The organism is Xanthobacter wiegelii (assembly GCF_043193855.2).
Lineage (GTDB): Bacteria > Pseudomonadota > Alphaproteobacteria > Rhizobiales > Xanthobacteraceae > Xanthobacter > Xanthobacter flavus_A.
The window spans coordinates 603,411-621,040 of sequence record NZ_CM195529.1; the positions used below are offsets into that span (position 1 = coordinate 603,411).

Below are 17,630 nucleotides of genomic sequence, written 5' to 3' on the forward strand. Positions count from 1 at the left end.
AGACTTTCATCTTCCGGTCAAGCTTTCGCCTTCCAGGGGATCAGCATCCGCTCGATCTCGTCGAGGATGACGGAGAAGACGAAGCCGAGCAGCGCAATAACCAACAGCCCCACATACATGGTGTCAACGGTGAGCACCTGCCAGGCGTTCCAGATCATGTAGCCGATGCCGTCCGAGGCGGCGACCATCTCCGAGATGGCGATGAGGATGAGGCCCATGCCCATTGCGAGCTTCACTCCGGCCATGATGGAGGGCAGCGCCCCCGGCAGCGCGATGGTGCGGAACACCTGCCAGCGGCTGGCGCGGTAGTTGTGGCCGACGTCCAGATAGATCTTGTCGATGTTGGCGACGCCCATCACCGTATTGATGAGGATGGGATAAAAGGCGCCCAGCGCCACCATCACCACCTTCGACATCTCGCCGAGGCCGAAGATGAGCAGCACCAGCGGCAGGATGGCGCTCTTCGGGATCGGGTAGGTCGCCGAGATCAGCGGGTCGATGGCCGCGCGCAGGGGCTTCGAGATGCCCATGGCGAGGCCGAGGAACAGCGCCGGCACGCCGCCGAGCAGCATGCCGAGGAACAGGCGGCGCAGGCTGGCGAGGAGGTTCGTCCACAATTCTCCGGAAGCGACCAGCGCGCCGAAGGTGTGGACGATGCTGGAGGGCGGCGGGAAGAAGCGGGCATCGACGAGCCCCATGCGTGCCGCCGCCTCCCACAGGCCGAGCAGAAGGAGGGGTGTCAGCAGCCCGATGAAGCGCTCGCCGATGAAGCCGGATCTCTTCGCCATCACTTGCCTCCCTCGGCACTCATGCGGGCGCGCTGCACCTCGTCGCGCAACTGCTCCCAGATGTGGAACACTAGATCGCCGTAGGCGGGATCGTGGCGCAGCTCCAGCACGTTGCGGGGGCGGGCGAAGGGCACGTCGATGATGGCCTTCTCGCGCCCCGGATTGGCGGTCATGATCATGATGCGGTCGCCCAACGTCACCGCTTCGTCAACCGAATGGGTGATGAAGACAACGGTCTTCTTGGTGGCTTCCCAGATGCGCAGCAATTCTTCATGCAGCAGCATCTTGTTCTGCTCGTCGAGGGCCGAAAACGGCTCGTCCATGAGCAGGATTTCCGGATCGTTGGCGAAGGCGCGCACGATGGAGACGCGCTGGCGCATGCCGCCGGAGAGCTGGTTGGGATAGCGGTCGCGGAAGCGGTAGAGGCCAATGCGCTCCAGCCAGAGCTTCACGCTCTCCGCGACGTCCTTCTCGGCAACGCCGCGCATCCTGAGGCCATAGGCGGCGTTGTCGTAGACGGTCATCCAGGGGAACAGGCTGTCGCCCTGGAAGATCATGGAGTTTTCCGGCCGGCTGGGGTCGGTCCGGTTGAGCTTCATGGTGCCTTCGCTGACGCTCTCGAGACCCGCGAGCATGCGCAGAAGGGTGGTCTTGCCGCATCCGGATGGGCCGACGATGACGAAGAACTGGCCTTGCGGAATATCGAGGTCGATGCCGTCCACCGCGACGAACCCGGACGAGCCGAAGTATTTGCGCAAGCCGCGCATGGAAATCTGCACCGGCGGCGCCGCTTCCGCGGGGCTCGGCTTCACGTTCAACATGCTCACCACGGCCATGAATGCTTCCTCCGGATGCCGGATGGGGCGGCGCCGCAAGGGCGCCGCGTGCGCGTCAGTTCTGGGCGGCCTTGTACGGGCCGAGCGCCTTCAGGGTGGCTTCCGCGAACGAGGTGTCCACCACGTCGGAGACCTTGGCCGGGCGCTCGATATAGCCGTTTTCGGTGAAGAACTTGAGGTCTTCCGCCATGCTCTGCGTATCGACCTTGCCATCGGGGTCGATGCCGTTGGGGATCATGGTCTTGAACAGCTCGGCGTCCTTGAGGCCGGTGGTGCGCATGATGGTCTTGACGACCTCGTCCGCGCCCTTGCCGTCGAACTTTCCGCCCGCGGTGGCGTCGTTGAAGATGCGGGCCGATTTCACATAGGCGTTCATGAAGCGCTGGGCGACGTCGCGGCGCTTGGCGATGAAATCGCCGCCGTAGAGCAGCACGGCCACCTGCTGGTTGGGATAGCCGTCCACGAGGAAGCGCACGGCGACGCCGTTGTTCACCGCCTGGGTGACGGAGGGTTCGGTGGTGATGGCGGCGTCGATGGCACCGGTGGTGAAGGCGGCGATCTGCTGGGGATAGCCGATGTAGTTGTGGTTCACGTCCTTGTAGGTAAGGCCGGCCTTGGCGAGGATGTGCGCCATCTTGGCGTTGGTCGCCGCGCCCGGGCCGACGGACCCGACGCGCATGCCCTTGAGATCGGCGATGGTCTTCACCTTGCCTGAGTCCACCAGCTCCTTGCGGACCATGAGGGGCATGTAGTCGTAATGGACCGGGGTGGAGCCCTTGTCCGCCACCACCTTGATGTTGATGCCGCGCGCGGCCGCATTGTAGAGCCCGGCGGAGGAGGCGCCGGCGCCCACGTCGATCTGGCCCGAGCCCAGCGGGGCGACCATCTTCGGACCGGAATCGAAGGCGATCAGTTCCACCTCCAGACCTTCCTGGGCGAAGATGCCGCGCTCGACGCCGAGGTGGAACACCACGTCCGACACCACATTGTTGATGCCGACCTTCACCTTGTCGGCGGCCTGCGCGCTGCCGGCGGCGGCGAAGGCGACGGCAAAGGCTCCGGCGCAGAAGAGGCGGCGGGTTGTCGTCTTGAACATCAATAATCCTCCCGGGCTGGCGGCCGGTGCGCGGGGCGCCCGGCTTCTGTGTTGGGGCGCGGACGCCGTCCGCGCTGCTTTGGGATCAGGAGACCTGAGCAACGATGCGGGCGAAGGCGGCATTTGGGTCCTTCACCAGCGCCTCGGCAAGGTCCACGCTCTCCTCGCCCTTCACGTGGATTCGGCGGAAGGACAGGGGATCGTCGGAGAGCGGTGCGGTGGCATCGAGGCCGAGCTTTGCGCTGATGCCGGCCTCGTCGGTGGAGGGGTCGAGCTTGGAACCGAGCGCGCCGGCGACGACCACCATGTCGCGATCGGCCTGGAAACGGGTCGCCACCGCCCACTCGATCTCTTCGGCGCTGGAGATGTCCACGTCCTTGTCCACCACCACAACCTGCTTCACGTCATAGTGGCCGCCGAAGGCGCACAGGATGATGTTCTTGGGCTCCCCTTCGCGCTGCTTGTCGATCTTGACGACGAGGTGATAGCGGCAGGTGCCGCCGCGGGTGAGGCGCACGTCCAGCACGTTCGGGAAGGACCGCTTGAGGTGCTGCAGCAGCGTCGCCTCGCGCGGCACGCCGCCGAGCACCAGATGCTCGAACGAGCCGCCGACGATGGTGTGGTAGATGGGGTGGCGGCGATGGGTCACCGCATCCACCTCGATCACCTCGCGGGCGGCGCGCGGGCCGTAATATTGCGGAAATTCGCCGAACGGGCCTTCCGGCTCGCGCACCGTGGGCAGGATGCGGCCTTCCACCACGATCTCGGCGGCGGCCGGCACGCGCACGGAATTGGTCTTGCACTTCACCACCTCGACCGGGCGGCCGAGGAGCGAGCCGGCGATTTCCATCTCGTCCTCATCCAGCGCGCAGATGGCCTGCGAGGCCAGGAGCAGCGCGGGGTGCGCGCCGATGACGATGGCGATCTCCAGCGCCGCGCCGGCCTCCTCCGCCATGCGGTAGTAGGCGAGCGTATGGCGGGGCAGCAGCAGCACGCCGATGCGGTTCGGTCCGCTGATCTGGCAGCGGTGGATCGAGACGTTCTGCACCCCGGTGACGGGATTGCGCGCGATCAGCAGGCCGGCGGTGATGTAGGGGCCGCTGTCCAGCTCGTTGTGCGAGGGAATGGGAAGCTGGGCGAGGAGATTGACCTCGGTGTGCACCACCTCCTGCACCGGGGCGGAGGTGACTTCCACGCATGGCGTCGGCTTCGCGGCGGCGGCGAGGAAGTGGGGCAGCAGTTGGTCCTCGCTGACGCCGAGGGAATCGGCCACCCATGCGCGCTGGGTGAAGAGGTTCACCACCACCGGCATGTCGTGAGCCTTGCCGTCCACGCCCACCGGATGGGGGAAGAGCACGGCCTTGTCGCGCTCGGTGCGCTTCGCCACGGCGGCGAGATTGTCGGCCAGCGGCAGGTTTTCCCGCGCGACCGCCAGACGGCCATGCGCGGCGAGGTCGGCGAGCCAGGTGCGCAGATCCGGCGGGGTCTGGGCGGCGGGACGGGGGCGGGGTTCCAACATGTTTTCAGGTTCCGCTGGTCGGGATATTCGGGAGGTCAGCTGGCGGGCGCGATCTGGCGCAGCGGGGCCTTGCGGCGGCGCGGGCCGCTCGCCTCGCCCCAGCGGCGCACGGCCCCCACCTCGATGTCGAACAGATCGAGCACCCGGCCCACCGTGTGATCGATCATTTCTTCGAGGTTGGCGGGGCGCGAATAGAAGGCCGGCATGGGCGGGGAGATGATGGCGCCCATCTCGGACACCGCAGTCATGGTGCGCAGGTGGCCGGTGTGCAGCGGCGTCTCGCGCGCCATCAGCACCAGACGGCGGCGCTCCTTCAGTACCACGTCGGCGGCGCGGCTGAGCAGGCTCGAAGTGACGCCGGACGCGATCTCCGACATGGAGCGCATGGAGCAGGGCGCGACCACCATGCCCATGGTGCGGAACGAGCCGGAGGAGATGGCGGCCGCCATGTCGTCGTTGGAATGGCAGACGCTGGCGAGGGCCTTCACCTCCGCCACCTTGCGGTCGGTCTCGTGGGCGAGCGTGATCTCGGCGGTGCGGGACATGACGAGGTGCGTCTCGATGCCGGCCGCGCGCAGAAGCTCCAGCATCCGCACGCCATAGATCACGCCGGAGGCGCCGGAGATGCCGACGACGAGACGCTTGTGATCCTGCATGGCATCTCCTCCGCGTGCTGCCGCACGTGTGGCCGAGGCCGGACGGGAGATGTGGGGAAAGGCAAGGCGCATCATTCGGGCGCCATGCGCCCGGCCTTGCCGACGATCCCTCCCCGCCACGGGCCGTTTCGGCCTTCTGGGCGACGGCTCCATGAGCCGGTTATCGAGTCATAGACAAAGGTCGTAATCACTGCAAATAATGAATGATTATCGGCGCCATCATTACGACTGATTTCAGGCGTGGCCGCGAAGGACAATCCGCGATGGATCTCAGGCAGATGCAGTATTTCCTGTGCCTTGCGGAGACCGGCAACGTCACCCGGGCGGCCCGCCAGCTCAACATCGTGCAGCCGGCGCTCAGCATGCAGATCGCCAAGCTCGAGGCGGAGTTCGGCAAGAAGCTCTTTGACCGCACCGCCCACGGCGTTTCCACCACGCCCGCGGGGGAGGCGCTGGCGCGGCTCATCTCGCCCATCGTGCGGGACGTGGAGCACGCCATGCAGGAGATGGCCCGGCTCGACGGGCGGGTGTCCGGCCGGGTGGTGGTGGGGCTCATCACCTCGGTGGCGCAGAGCACGCTGGCGAATTCCTCCGCCACCGTCGCCGCGCGTTACCCGGACGTGGAATTCTCCGCCTGCGAGGGCTACACCGAGACCATGATGGACTGGGTGACGACCGGCCAGCTCGACCTCGCCATCATCAATGTTCCACGGCAGAAAAGGGGGCTCGCGTCCCAGCACATTCTCGACGAAGAGATGGTGTTCGCCACGCGCACCGATTCCCCCATCAATGTGCCGGAAGGCCTCGGCTTTGCCGATCTTGGCGGGCTCGATCTGGTGCTGCCGTCCAAGCGCCACGGCCTGCGGGCGATCCTTGAGGCGCAGGCGGCGGAGGCCGGCATCGAGCTGAAGCCGCGCATCGAGATCGACACGCTCTCCGCCATCTGCGAGGTGGTGGCGACGACGGACCTCGCCACCGTGCTGCCCACCATCGCCTTGCATCAGATGCTTGCGGCCGGACGGGTGCGCGGGCATCGCTTCGCCGCCCCGCTCACGCGGTCCATCGCCGTGGTGCACCACCCGCGCCGGGCCATCTCGGCGGCGGCCCATGCGGTGGTGGAGGTGATCCGGCAGGATCTGGTGGATGCCGCCACCTCCGCCGCCACCTTCGTGCGCGCGGCGGCGCCCGTGCCGCCCGCGCGGCGGCGCGGACGGGGCAAGATCAGTCGCGCTGATCTGGCCGATAACCCGTAATTATTTGCGGTGATGGCCCCCCGCGCTTAACCACAGCGCTAACGAGACAAGACGAGGAAACGCCATGGCAAACGTGGCAAGAGAACGTGGCGAGAGCGCCGGGACCGTTCCACCCGCCGCCGCCTCGCCGGCCGCAGCTTCACCGCCTGCGGCCGCCTGGGGCGCCGGCTCCGGCACCAGCGCCGCCGCGCGGCTGAAGCAGCGGATGCCGACGCTGGACTATCTGGAACGCGCCGCCCGCCGCCGCATCCCCCGCTTCGCCTGGGATTTCCTCGAAGGCGGAACCGGCGCCGATGTGGGCATCACCGAGAACCGCGCTGCGCTGGACGCCGTGAAGCTGGTGCCGCGCTATGGCGCGCCCGGCCCGGTGGATTGCGGCGTCGATCTCTTCGGCACCCGCTACAGCGCCCCCATCGGCATCTCGCCGGTGGGCGTGGACGGCCTGGTCTGGCCCGGCGCCACAAAGCTCCTCGCCAAGGCGGCGGCGAAGGCGCGCATTCCCTATGTGGTCGGCACCCTCGCCAGCGCCTCCATCGAGGAGGTGGCGGCGCTCGCCGGTGACTGCACCTGGTTCCAGCTCTATGGTCTGCCGGGCCGCGATCATCTCGTCACGATCGATCTGGTGCGCCGGGCCGAGGCTGCGGGCGCCCGCGCCCTCGTCGCGACCCTCGACGCCCCCGTGCGCTCCAAGCGCCCGCGCGATCTGAACAACGGCCTCGTCGTCCCCTTCCGCACCACGGTCCGCACCGTGCGCGACGTGGCCCTGGCCCTGCCATGGGCGCTCGCGCTGGCGAAGGCGGGCACGCCGCAATTCGCCAACATGGCACCCTATGTGGAAGCGCCCGCGACGCTGCCCAGGACCGCCGGCTTCGTGCAGAGCGAGATCAAGGGCACCTTTTCGTGGGAGGCCGTGAAGCGCCTGCGCGATGCCTGGCCGCGGGCTCTGGTGATGAAGGGCATCCTGCATCCCGCCGATGCGGAGATGGCGATCTCCATCGGCGTGGACGGCATCCTCGTCTCCAACCATGGCGGCCGCCAGCTCGATGCCGCGCCCGCGGCCATCGACGTGCTGCCGGCCATCGCCGCCTCTGTCGGGAACCGGGCGACCATCTTCTATGACAGCGGCATCCGCTCCGGCCTCGATGTGGCCCGCGCTCTGGCGTTGGGGGCGGCGGGCACCTTCTGCGGCCGCGCCTTCCTCATCGGCCTCGCCGGCATCGGCGACGGCGGCGCGGACTATGTGGCGGAGATGCTCACCGAGGAAGTCCAGGTCGCCATGGGCCAGCTCGGCGTGCGCGACCTCCCTTCGCTCAAGGGCGTGGAGCGTCGCCACGAACAAGCCTTCGTGTTCCGGCCGTGACGGCCCATCCCGACGCCGCCGTCCTCGATCGCCTCCGGCAGGCGGTCGGCCCGGCGGGCGTGCTGGAAAGCCCCGCCGACACCGAACCCTTCCGCACGTCCGTCGGCGCGACCTTCCGCGGCGCGGCGGCCCTCGTGCTGCGCCCGGCCTCCACGCAGGAGGTGGCGGAGGTGGTGCGCCTGTGTGCCGAGGCGCGTATTCCCATCGTGCCGCAGGCGGGCAATACCGGCCTTGCCGGCGGCGCCCAGCCGGACGGATCGGGCGCCGCCGTCATCCTCAGCGTCGATCGCATGCGCAAGGTGCGGGCGGTGGACGTGGCCAACGACACCCTCACCGTGGAGGCCGGCGTGACCCTGGCCGAGGTGCAGGCGGAGGCGGAGCGGGTGAACCGGCTGTTCCCGCTCACCCTCGCCTCGGAAGGCTCCTGCCGCATCGGCGGCAATCTCGCCACCAATGCCGGCGGCACGCAGGTTCTGCGCTATGGCAACATGCGCGCGCTCGCCCTCGGGCTGGAAGTGGTGCTGCCGGACGGGCGCATCTGGGACGGCCTGCGCGGCCTCCGCAAGGACAATGCGGGCTACGATTTGAAGCAGCTCTTCATCGGCTCGGAAGGCACGCTCGGCATCATCACCGCGGCGGTGCTGCGCCTGTTCCCGCGCCCCCGCGCCATCGCGACTGCCTTCGCCGCCATCCCCGATCCGGCGGCGGCCATCGCGCTGCTAGGGCAGGCGAAGGCGCGGCTCGGCGATAGCCTCTCCGCCTTCGAGCTGATGCGCGCGCCGAGCCTCACCCACGCCATCGCCGCCGTACCTGGCCTCGTTTCTCCTTTCGTTGAGGCGTATCCGTGGGTTCTGCTCATCGAAGCGAGCGCGCAGGAGGGCGGCGAAAGCCTCGCCGCAGGTCTGGAGACGCTGCTTGGCGAGGGACTCGAGGATGGCCTGATCCTCGATGCCGTCATCGCCGCATCCGGCGCGCAGCGGCGCAATCTCTGGGCGCTGCGCGAGGCGCAGGCGGAAGCGCAGGCCCATGCCGGCAAGGGCGTGAAGCACGACATCAGCGTGCCCGTCTCCGCCATCCCCGCCTTCGTCGAACGGGCCGACGCGGCGCTCGCCACGCGCTTTCCCGGCATCCTGCCCTTCACCTTCGGCCATGTGGGCGACGGCAATCTCCACTACAATCCGGTGATGCCGGCCGACTGGACCGAGGAGCAGCGCCGGGCGCGCGCCGGCGAGATCAACCGCATCGTCCATGACGTGGTGGCCGACCTCGGCGGCTCCATCAGCGCGGAGCACGGGCTCGGCCAGCTGCGCGTCGCGGAAGCCGAGCACTACAAATCCGCCGTGGAGCTGGATTTGATGCGTGCCGTGAAGGCGGCGCTCGATCCCCACGGGCTCATGAACCCCGGCAAGGTGCTGCGGGCGCGCTGAGGCTCAGATCGCGCCCGCGATGGCGCGAACGGCAGCCTCTTCCTCCGGCGTGGGCGGCCGGCCGGCGAACGACGACACCACCTGCGCCATGGCGGCAAAGGCGAGGGCGGCGCCATCGGCACCGGCGGGCGCAGGCGCTCCCGCGGAGAGGGCGCCGAGTTCCTCCAGCTCGATGATCTCGGCGGCGATTTCGGCGGCCTGCACCTGCGCGCGCAGTTTCGTGGTGCGCGCGTCCGGCGCCGGGGCAGGGCCACTCTTGAGGCGGCGGCGCACGGCGCGCAGGGCCTTCACCATGTCCGTGTGCCACTCCGCCACGCGCGCCCGCGCGGCGGCGATGTCGGCGGCCCCCACCTCGCGCCGCAGCACCGCCCCGCGCCAGGCGGCGAAGAGGAGGATGTTGACGTCGATGCCGGCGCTTTCCTGCAAGGCGAGGCAGGCGGGCGGCACGCCCTCCCGGCCATAGAGGGCGAGGGCGAAGTCCTTCAGTGTGGTGGTCTCGTCCGCCATCATCGCGCCATTTCTCGTCGGTTCCGCAGGCTTAAGGGAGGCGCGTGGCCGGCGCAATTCATCCGCATTGCCGCGCCGGTGGAAGGCTGCTTCACTCGTCCACATCGTTTACGATTGATGTTGTCCGCTATATTCTAAGTGGGCTCGTTGGTGGCGGAAATCGGGTGGGTCGGGAGCTATTGATTGAGCGCAGAATTGTTCCATACCGCAAGGGTAAAGGTTCGTCGCGGCCGCCATCACATTGCCGAGATGATGCCTGCGGTCGACGCCATCTTTAGGCAGCACAATGCGCAAATGGTCGGTCTCAGCGCGTCTGTCTGGGCCAAAAGACTTCACCGTGGCATTGTGCCGGAATTACCAATTCAGGAACGACATTTGGACGAAGTCGCCTGTTGCGTGGGTGATGCGGCCCACAATCTAAGGGCTGCGCTCGATTTGATGGCTGTAGAAGCGGTTGAGCGGAGCGGAGGAAAGACCGATCGAGTTCAGTTTCCATTCGGCGAGACGCATGAGCAGCTGACTGGAGTGGGGGGGAAGCGCGGCGTTATTGAGCAGCACCGGTTCAATTGGGCGCGCAAGGATGCTGTAGAACTTCTTATCAATTTAAGACCTCACGGTGGAGCCGATGGGAATCGGTTGCTGTGGGGCCTCCACAAGCTGGATATTGTTGATAAACACCAAGACATTATTGCTCTAGCGCACGATAGATCGCGGCCAGCAATTTATTTTAAGGGTGCAAGGGTTCCGAGCGCGACGGCGGCGCCTCTTCGGCTTGTATTCGCCTCTGGAGTATTTAAAAATGAAGAAATCTTGAAAGCGCTAAATATGGTGGCTGACGAAGTTGAACGTGCGTTAGATATGTTTTGTGCAGTATTTGACTATAAAATATCGGACTGATGTGAAGCCTCAATATTTCAGCTTCGCATAATAGGATGTCGCCGCCGCCGCCCGCGCCTCGCCCAGCGTGCGGATGCCGCGCGCGCGCAGCAATGGCAGCAGTTTCAGGAAGATCTCCGCCGTCACCAGCGCATCGCCCAGCGCCGTATGGCGGCCGGCGACGGTGACGCCGAGGCGGCCGGCGATGGCCTCCATGCTGTGGCTCTCCTCGCCCGGATGGGCAAGGCCGGCGAGGAGCAGGGTGTCCAGCACCGGCTGGTCGAAGGCGACGCCGCTCGCTTCCTCTTTCAGAGCGAGGAAGCGCATGTCGAAGGCGACGTTGTGGCCCACCAGCACCGTCTCCGCCGCGAAGGCATGGAAAGCCGGCAGAACTGCGCCGATGCGGGGCTTGCCGCGCACCATCTCCGGCCGGATGCCGTGCACCGCGATGCCCGCCTCCGGGATGGTGCGGCCGGGGTCCACCAATTGGTCGAAGCATTCGCTCCCGAGGATGCGGCCGTTGACGATGCGGGTGGCGCCGATCTGTATGATCTCGTCCCCGCCCGCCGGGTCGAGGCCCGTAGTCTCGGTATCGAACACCGTATAGGCGAGCTCGCTCAGAAGGCGCTCGTCGCTGGCATGGCTGCCGGCGCTGGCGGCGAACAGATCGAAATCGAAGAAGGCAGGCCGGCTTTCCGCCGGGGCAGTCGTTTCGGCACGGCCCTCGGAGGCGGCCGGCAGCAGGAGGCGGAAACAGGCGCCGAGGCCGGTGCGCGGGCGTTCCAGCCAGAGTTCTCCGCCATGGCGCTCCACCACATCGCGCACGGAAAGCTGCGCGGCGCCGCCTATGGGCGCGCTCTGCCAGCCGGCGCCGCCCGCCGCTGCATGGGCATCGGCGAAGGCGAGGTCGAGATGCACCCGCCCGCCGGCCCGCGCGAGGCGCAGCGCGAAGCCCGGATCGGCTCCGCCCTCCGCCTCGGCCACGCGGGCCGCGAGGAAGGCGAGTGCGCTGATGAGGGCGAAACTGTCCACGCTCAGCCAAATGTCCGCATCCAAGTCGTCCGTCGTCACCGGGTGGCCGGTGTCGGCGGCGATGCGGCGGGCGGCGGCGGCGGCAAGGTCGGCGCCCAGCATGTCCTGAAGGGGCCAGCGGGCGCCCGTGAAGCTGGTGGATTCCGCGGCGAGCGACAGGCGCGTACCGAGGCCCGTCACCTCGTCGCGCACCACGGCCTGAAAACGCTCGCGGTCGGGTGCGTCTAGGTCGGGATAGTCCAGCATGTCGAGCGCCGCCTGCATGGCGGCGAGCGAGGCGCGGGCGGATTCGGAGAGGTCGATGAGGGTGCGGTCCTGCCGGGCGCGGGCCTCGTACTCGTCGGTGATGTCGTCGAGCAGAAGCACGAAACCGGTGATCTGCTGGCCCGTCACCGCGCCCCCGGCCTCGGCCCGCACGGGGGCGAGGAGCACCCGCACCAGATGGCCGAGCGGCGTGGTGGTGACGAAACGGGCGGAGGGCCGCGCCTCGCCCCGCCCCATCAGCCGCTCAACGCGCTCGCGGGCATGGTCGATCAGCGCGCGGTCGATGACGGTGTGGATGGAGCGGCCGAGGCCGATGGGATCGGCGCTCACGCTTTCGCCCGTTCCCGGCGTGCGGAACAGGCGGCGGAAGAGGGTGCGAGCCCGGGCGTTGTAGAGGAGGATGCGGCCTTCGAGGTTCAGCACCACCACGGACTGCTCCAGTTCCGCCATCAAGGCGGCGAGCTGGTCGCGCTGGAAGGCGACGTCGCGGCTCGCCTCGGCGACGAGCCGGGCCATGTCGTCCTGAAGCGCGCGGCGCTGGGCGGCGAGATCGTTCACCACCTCGCCCAAGGCCTTCAGCCCCGCCGGGCCGGTGGCGGGAACCGGAGGAGCTGAGGGGTCGCCCGCCAGCACCCGCGCCGCATCGGCGAGGCGCCCGGGTCCCTCCACATGGGCCGTGTAGAACCGCCGCGCGAGCAGGCCGGAGGCGGCGGAAAACAGCACCCACCACAGCACCAGAACCATGCCGTGGCTGTCGGCCACCGGGGCGAGGGCGCCCAGAAGCGTGGAGCGTGCCGCGCCGTCCAGCGCCATCAGCAGGAAGACGGCGCCCAGCCCCAGCCACACAGCGAGGGCGAGCCCCGGCAGCAGCATGGCCAGAACGGCACCCGTCCCCCGCGGCAATCTCATGCGGGCAGGCTCCCGGCGGGCGGCTCGGCCAGCATGTCCTTCACCTTCTGCATCAGCTCTCGGGTGGAGAAGGGCTTGGTGACATAGGCGTCCGCCCCCGCCCCCACGCCGCGGGCCATGTCGGTCTCGCGGCCCTTGGCGGTGAGCATGACGATGCGGGTGGAGCGCACCTCGGCATCCGCCCGCACCGCCTCGCACACGTCGAAGCCGCTCATGCCGGGCATGGTGGCGTCCAGCAGCACGAGGCGGGGATGCTCGCGGCGGATCGTCTCCAGCGCCTCGCGCCCGTCGCGCGCCACCAGCACGGCGAAGCCCTCGCGCTTCATCATGAATTCCAGCGAGACGACAATGTTCGGCTCGTCATCGGCAATGAGCACCTTGGCCCCCTGGGGGCAGGGCGCGGGCGTCGGTCCCGTCTCCACTGCGATCTCCCTGTCCATGGCGTTTCCTCCTCATGTGGTCTCTTCGGCTTCTGCCGAATTTGTTTGTTTCGGGGCGTTCGCCCCGTCTCGCCGGAGCGGCAGCCGGAAGGCGAAGCATGCGCCTTTCCCCTCCCGTTGATCCAGCCAGATCTTGCCGCCGAAATGATCCACGATCCGGCGGCTGATCGGAAGCCCGAGCCCGGTGCCGGGCGGGCGGTTCAGGGCGTCGCCGCCCTGGCGGAACTTCTCGAAGATGGTGTCCCGATCGGCGGGCGGTACGCCGGGGCCGTTGTCCTCCACCTGCACCTCCAGCCCATCGGCATCGGCGATGAGCCGCACGTCGATGCGTCCGCCTTGCGCGGGCACGAATTTCGCGGCGTTGGAGATGAGGTTCAGCATCACCTGCGTGAGGCGATCGGGATCGGCCTTGATGGCCGGCACGGTATCGGGCGCGGTGAGCACGATCTCCGCGCCCTTGGCGCGGGCGAGTTCCGCCGTTGCCTTCACCGCGTCGGCGACGAGGGTACGCAAGTCGACGTCGGTGCTGTGCCACTCGGCATGGCCCGATTCGATCTTGGCCATGTCCAGCACCTGGTTGACCAGCCGGCCCAGCCGCTCGCTCTCGGCAACGATGATGCGCAGGAAATCCTGCCGCTGCGCCTCCTCCATGTCCGGCGTGTCCAGCATCAGCTCGGACAAGGCGCGGATGGCCGTGAGCGGGGTGCGCAATTCGTGGGTCACGGACGACATGAAGTCGTCCTTCAGTTCGTCGAGCGTGCGCAACTGGGCATTGGCGGCGGAAAGCTCGGCGGAGGCGATCTCCAGCGAGCGGGATTTCTCCTCCAGCGCGCGGGCATAGACGCGCAATTGGGACGCCTCGTTGAGGATGTCCATCACGTCGCCGGCATCGAGCGGCTCCTCGTCCGCCACCGCCGCGACCAGCACGCGGGCCGAGGCGGAGCCGACGGCGCCGGCGATGCGGCGTTCCACGATGTCGACGAGGCGGGCGTCGGCGGTGAGGTCGGTCACGTCGCCGGTGCCGCTATCGCGGGCGTGCGCCTCGAAGATCTGGCGGGCGGCCTCCGCGCCGAGCAGGCGGCGGGCGAGGGCTTCCAGGTCGGCGCGCCGTGCCCGTCCGCGCCAGAAGACGGGATCGGCGGCGCTGCGGCCGCGGGCGAACACGTCCACGAACAGCAGCGCCTGGCTCGCCTCCCGCCCGGACGGCGCGCGCCAGAGCGAGAGCCCCACATAGAGCACGCCGTTGACGAGCAGGCTCCAGAACAAGGCGTGGGAGAGATTGTCGAGGCCGGAGAGGCCGAACAGCCGTTCGGGGGCCAAAGCGGCAATGCCGAACGGACCGTGGGTGAGGAAGGCGCCGTCCATCCAGCCGGATTTCGCCACCGAGGGGAGCATCAGCGTATAGGCCCACACCGCGAAGCCGCCGAGGAGCCCGCCCAGCGCGCCGAGGCGCGTGGCGCCGCGCCAGTACATGCCGCCGAGCAGCGCCGGGGCGAACTGCGCCACCGCCGCGAAGCTGATGAGGCCGATGGAGACCAGCGCATAGGCCTCCCCCGCCACGACGAAATAGAGATAGCCCAGCAGCAGCACGCCGAGGATGGCGGCGCGGCGGATATTGAGCAGCAGACGGGTGAGGTCGCCCCCGTCCGCGCGGATGAGCTTGAGGCGCAGCAGCGCCGGCATCACCAGGTCGTTGCAGACCATGGTGGAGACGGCGATGGTCTCGACGATCAGCATCCCCGTCGCCGCCGAGAGCCCGCCCACATAGGCGATGAGCGCCAGTCCGCCGGCCCCGTGCGCAAGCGGCAGGGTGAGGACGAAGGTCTCCGGGTCCGCGCCCTTGCCGAGCAGCACGAGCCCGCCGAGGGCGAGGGGCAGGACGAAGATGTTGATGGCGAGGAGATAGGCCGGGAAGACCCAGGCGGCGCGCTTGAGGTGCCGCTCATCCACGCACTCCACCACCATCATCTGGAACTGGCGGGGCAGCAGCAGCACGGACAGGCCGGAGAGCAAAGTGAGGCTGAACCATTGCGCCCAGGCGAAATTGCCCGCGCCGGAAAGCGTGAGCAGCCCCTTCACCCCCGCCAGCGCCGAGGCGCGCGCCCACACGTCCGCGAAGCCGCCGAACAGGCCGTAGGTGACGAAGGCACCGACCGCGAGGAAGGCCACGAGCTTGACGAGGGATTCTGCCGCCACCGCCGCCACCATGCCCTCGTGGCGCTCGGCGCTGTCCAGGTGGCGGGTGCCGAACAATATGGTGAACAGCGCGAGGGCGAGCGCCACCAGCAGCGTCCCGTCCTGCCACCAGCTCGGCGCCGGCGCCTGTGCGCCTGTGGCGGTTAGCACCGTGTAGCCGGCCGAGACGGCCTTCAACTGCAGCGCGATGTAAGGGACGATGCCGACCACCGTAATCAGCGTCACCACCGCCGCCACCAGCGGGCTCTTGCCGTAGCGGGAGGCGATGAAATCGGCGATGGAGGTGATGCGGTAGGTCTGGGCGATGCGGATCATCTTGCGCACCACCACCCAGGCCACCAGCATCACCAGCGTGGGGCCGAGATAGATGGGCAGGAACCACACGCCCGTGGTCGCCGCCCGGCCGACGCTGCCGAAATAGGTCCAGGCGGTGCAATAGACCGCCAGCGACAGGCCATAGACCCACGCATTGCCAATCAGCGAGCGGCCCTCCCGCGCGCGCCGGTCGGCGAAGGCGGCGATGGCGAACAGGGCCGCGAGATAGAGCGCGGCGGCGCCGATGACCAGGGCGGGTGAGAGAGCGGGGAAGGAAGCGGGTGCCATCGCGCCGCCTCAGGGCTCGTCCGGTTCGGCGGGGAGGAAGGGTCCGGCCGCGCCATGCCCCCGGCGTTCGCTGGCGACGGCCAGGGCTGCGATCAGCGCCCCCCAGATGGCGAACAGCGCCACCGGCAGCAACGGCAGGCCGAAGACGGTCGCCTCGCTATCCCACACCGCCAGCAGCGGAAAATTGAAGGCGAGCATTCCCAATGCCGCCAGCGCGATCAGCACCTGGCGGTCCGGCCCGCGCCCTCCCGGCGGCTCGGCGCTTCGGGGGGTCATAAGGCGTCGAACCGGTAGTGGCGGGAGAGCCATTGCTTGAAGCCGCGCACGATGGCGAGGGCCTCCTTCAGCGCCTGCCGGTCCAGCGTGCCGAGATCGGCGAGGCGGAGCGCGTTGCTGGGCGGGCGGCCGCCGGCGATCTGCCGGAGGTTGCTGGCGAGCTTCATGCCCATGAACAGACGCAGCGCATCGGCGAGATCGCGGGCGAAGCCCTCCTCCATGCGCCCTTCCGCCACCAGCGCGGCAAGCCGGTCGGCAGTACCAAGCGCGGTGATGCGATACTCCAGCGCCAGCGCCCGCACGCCGTGGACGAGCGGGAAGATGCCGAGCTTCTTCAGATCCACCTCCGCCGCGCCGCGACCTGAGAGGCCGGGCAGGCGGCTCCACCAGCTTCCGCCGTCGCCGAAGCGCTCCACCGCCTGGGCGAAGCGGGCGAAATAGCCGTGGTCGCCCATCATCAGGAAATCCACATGCGCCCGCGCCGCCGCGAGCAGGGAGGCGTCGCCCGCCACCGCCACGGCATCGAGGAAGATGGCGAGATTCATGGGGCCATCCTGCACGCCGCCGTGGATCCAGTCCTTCAGCGTCTCCTTGAAAGCGGAGAGCGGCTGGCACCAGGTGGGCCGGCTGAGCATGACGCCGCCGGGGCAGGGGGGATAGCCGAAATCGATCAGCGCCGCGGTAAAGCGCGCGGTGATGTCATCGAGCCCCTCGAAAACGAAGCCGTCGGCGAGGATCAGGCCGTTGTCCTGGTCGGTCTTGATGATCTGCTCGCCGCGCCCCTCGCTGCCCATCACCACGAGGCAGGAATTGGCGCGCAAGTCCTCCGGCGCCAGAAGCTCCCACAGCCGGCGGAAGATCTGGGCGTTCAGCTCTCCCACCAGCGCGGCGATCACCTCCACCCGCACCCCGTCGGCGCTGAGCACCGCCACCATGCTGTCGATCTGCCGCGCGGCGGCCTTCAGCTCGTCGAGGCTCGACGCATGGGCGGCCTCAAGGGCGATCAAGTGGGAATGGTTGGCGACGAAGGCCATCAGGTCCAGCTGGCCAAGCACGCCGACGATGCCATCCGCTCCCGTCGCCCGCCCGCCGCCCTCGCGCACGAGCAGACGGTGGATGCGGTGGCGGAGCATCAGGATGAGCGCCTCGAACAGCTCCGCGTCGGGGGCGATGCACCAGGGCTCGAAGGTCGCGACCTCGCGCACCGTGAGGGCTGAGGGGGGCATGTCGCGGGTGAGCGCGTCGCGCAGGTCGGTGGTGGTGAAGATGCCGATGCGGCCGCCATCGCGCACCACGGCCTCGCTGAGGCGGCGGGCGGAGAGGTCGCGGCAGAGGGTGACGAGGTCGGTCGCCCCGTCCACGAAGAAAGGCTTGCGCAGATAGACGTCCCGCACCCGCGAGGTCATGAGGGAGACCAGCTCGCGCCGGTCCCGCTCAGACGGCGAGGCCCGCCCGGGGGCGGGCGGGCCGGACGCTGCGGGGGCGTCCTCGGGACCGTGGGGCACCGCTCCCCGGGCCGTGTAGGCCCGGAGATCGTCGTCCCGGCGGTCCCCGTTCGGGGGGCCGGTCATGTCGTCCGGCCGTGGCATGGT

At 68.7% G+C, this 17,630-nt stretch carries 15 protein-coding genes; 4 read left to right on the forward strand and 11 right to left on the reverse strand.

The window, feature by feature from the left end; translation table 11 throughout:
* Window positions 1-17 precede the first annotated feature (17 nt).
* From V5F63_RS02725 to V5F63_RS02745, 5 genes are all read right to left on the reverse strand, one after another.
* Window positions 18-788: an ABC transporter permease gene (locus tag V5F63_RS02725; RefSeq protein WP_245327334.1), complete on the reverse strand. Its 771-nt coding sequence runs from the start codon at window positions 786-788 to the stop codon at window positions 18-20.
* The gene (locus tag V5F63_RS02730; RefSeq protein WP_394101515.1) at window positions 788-1,624 is read right to left on the reverse strand and encodes an ABC transporter ATP-binding protein; all 837 of its coding nucleotides are present in this window, start codon (window positions 1,622-1,624) and stop codon (window positions 788-790) included. The genes V5F63_RS02725 and V5F63_RS02730 overlap by 1 nt, the downstream gene beginning before the upstream one ends.
* 55 nt (window positions 1,625-1,679) lie before the next feature.
* Window positions 1,680-2,720 carry an ABC transporter substrate-binding protein gene (locus V5F63_RS02735; RefSeq protein ID WP_209487590.1) on the reverse strand — a complete coding sequence of 347 codons (1,041 nt, stop codon included), beginning with the start codon at window positions 2,718-2,720 and terminating at the stop codon, window positions 1,680-1,682.
* A gap of 85 nt (window positions 2,721-2,805) precedes the next feature.
* Window positions 2,806-4,239 carry a UbiD family decarboxylase gene (locus tag V5F63_RS02740; protein ID WP_394101516.1) on the reverse strand — a complete coding sequence of 478 codons (1,434 nt, stop codon included), beginning with the start codon at window positions 4,237-4,239 and terminating at the stop codon, window positions 2,806-2,808.
* 35 nt (window positions 4,240-4,274) lie between these two features.
* Window positions 4,275-4,895, reverse strand: a complete 621-nt coding sequence (locus V5F63_RS02745) for a UbiX family flavin prenyltransferase (protein WP_394101517.1) — start codon at window positions 4,893-4,895, stop codon at window positions 4,275-4,277.
* A 263-nt stretch (window positions 4,896-5,158) separates the two neighbouring features.
* On the opposite strand from V5F63_RS02745, the gene V5F63_RS02750 reads away from it, so the two are divergent.
* The 3 genes from V5F63_RS02750 to V5F63_RS02760 all read left to right on the forward strand — a co-directional run bounded on the left by V5F63_RS02750 (window position 5,159) and on the right by V5F63_RS02760 (window position 8,935).
* Window positions 5,159-6,148, forward strand: a complete 990-nt coding sequence (locus tag V5F63_RS02750) for a LysR family transcriptional regulator (protein ID WP_209487593.1) — start codon at window positions 5,159-5,161, stop codon at window positions 6,146-6,148.
* A 64-nt stretch (window positions 6,149-6,212) separates the two neighbouring features.
* On the forward strand, window positions 6,213-7,508 hold the full coding sequence (locus V5F63_RS02755) for an alpha-hydroxy acid oxidase (RefSeq protein WP_394101518.1): 1,296 nt from the start codon (window positions 6,213-6,215) through the stop codon (window positions 7,506-7,508).
* The gene (locus V5F63_RS02760) at window positions 7,505-8,935 is read left to right on the forward strand and encodes an FAD-binding oxidoreductase (protein WP_394101519.1); all 1,431 of its coding nucleotides are present in this window, start codon (window positions 7,505-7,507) and stop codon (window positions 8,933-8,935) included. The genes V5F63_RS02755 and V5F63_RS02760 overlap by 4 nt, the downstream gene beginning before the upstream one ends.
* 3 nt (window positions 8,936-8,938) lie before the next feature.
* On the opposite strand, the gene V5F63_RS02765 is transcribed toward V5F63_RS02760, so the two are convergent.
* Complete coding sequence (locus tag V5F63_RS02765; RefSeq protein ID WP_394101520.1) at window positions 8,939-9,445, reverse strand: TIGR02444 family protein; 507 nt, start codon at window positions 9,443-9,445, stop codon at window positions 8,939-8,941.
* 180 nt (window positions 9,446-9,625) lie between these two features.
* On the opposite strand from V5F63_RS02765, the gene V5F63_RS02770 reads away from it, so the two are divergent.
* A complete protein-coding gene (locus tag V5F63_RS02770; RefSeq protein WP_394101521.1) occupies window positions 9,626-10,339 on the forward strand; it encodes a hypothetical protein in 714 nt (237 codons plus the stop codon).
* 9 nt (window positions 10,340-10,348) lie between these two features.
* On the opposite strand, the gene V5F63_RS02775 is transcribed toward V5F63_RS02770, so the two are convergent.
* The 5 genes from V5F63_RS02775 to V5F63_RS02795 are packed head-to-tail and all read right to left on the reverse strand — an operon-like array spanning window position 10,349 to window position 17,627.
* Window positions 10,349-12,523: an exonuclease domain-containing protein gene (locus tag V5F63_RS02775; protein WP_394101522.1), complete on the reverse strand. Its 2,175-nt coding sequence runs from the start codon at window positions 12,521-12,523 to the stop codon at window positions 10,349-10,351.
* A complete protein-coding gene (locus V5F63_RS02780; protein WP_168462217.1) occupies window positions 12,520-12,963 on the reverse strand; it encodes a response regulator transcription factor in 444 nt (147 codons plus the stop codon). The genes V5F63_RS02775 and V5F63_RS02780 overlap by 4 nt, the downstream gene beginning before the upstream one ends.
* 12 nt (window positions 12,964-12,975) lie before the next feature.
* A complete protein-coding gene (locus V5F63_RS02785) occupies window positions 12,976-15,762 on the reverse strand; it encodes an ATP-binding protein (protein WP_394101523.1) in 2,787 nt (928 codons plus the stop codon).
* A gap of 9 nt (window positions 15,763-15,771) precedes the next feature.
* Complete coding sequence (locus V5F63_RS02790) at window positions 15,772-16,038, reverse strand: hypothetical protein (protein ID WP_394029541.1); 267 nt, start codon at window positions 16,036-16,038, stop codon at window positions 15,772-15,774.
* Window positions 16,035-17,627: a DUF294 nucleotidyltransferase-like domain-containing protein gene (locus V5F63_RS02795; protein ID WP_394101524.1), complete on the reverse strand. Its 1,593-nt coding sequence runs from the start codon at window positions 17,625-17,627 to the stop codon at window positions 16,035-16,037. The genes V5F63_RS02790 and V5F63_RS02795 overlap by 4 nt, the downstream gene beginning before the upstream one ends.
* Between the last annotated feature and the right edge of the window lie 3 nt (window positions 17,628-17,630).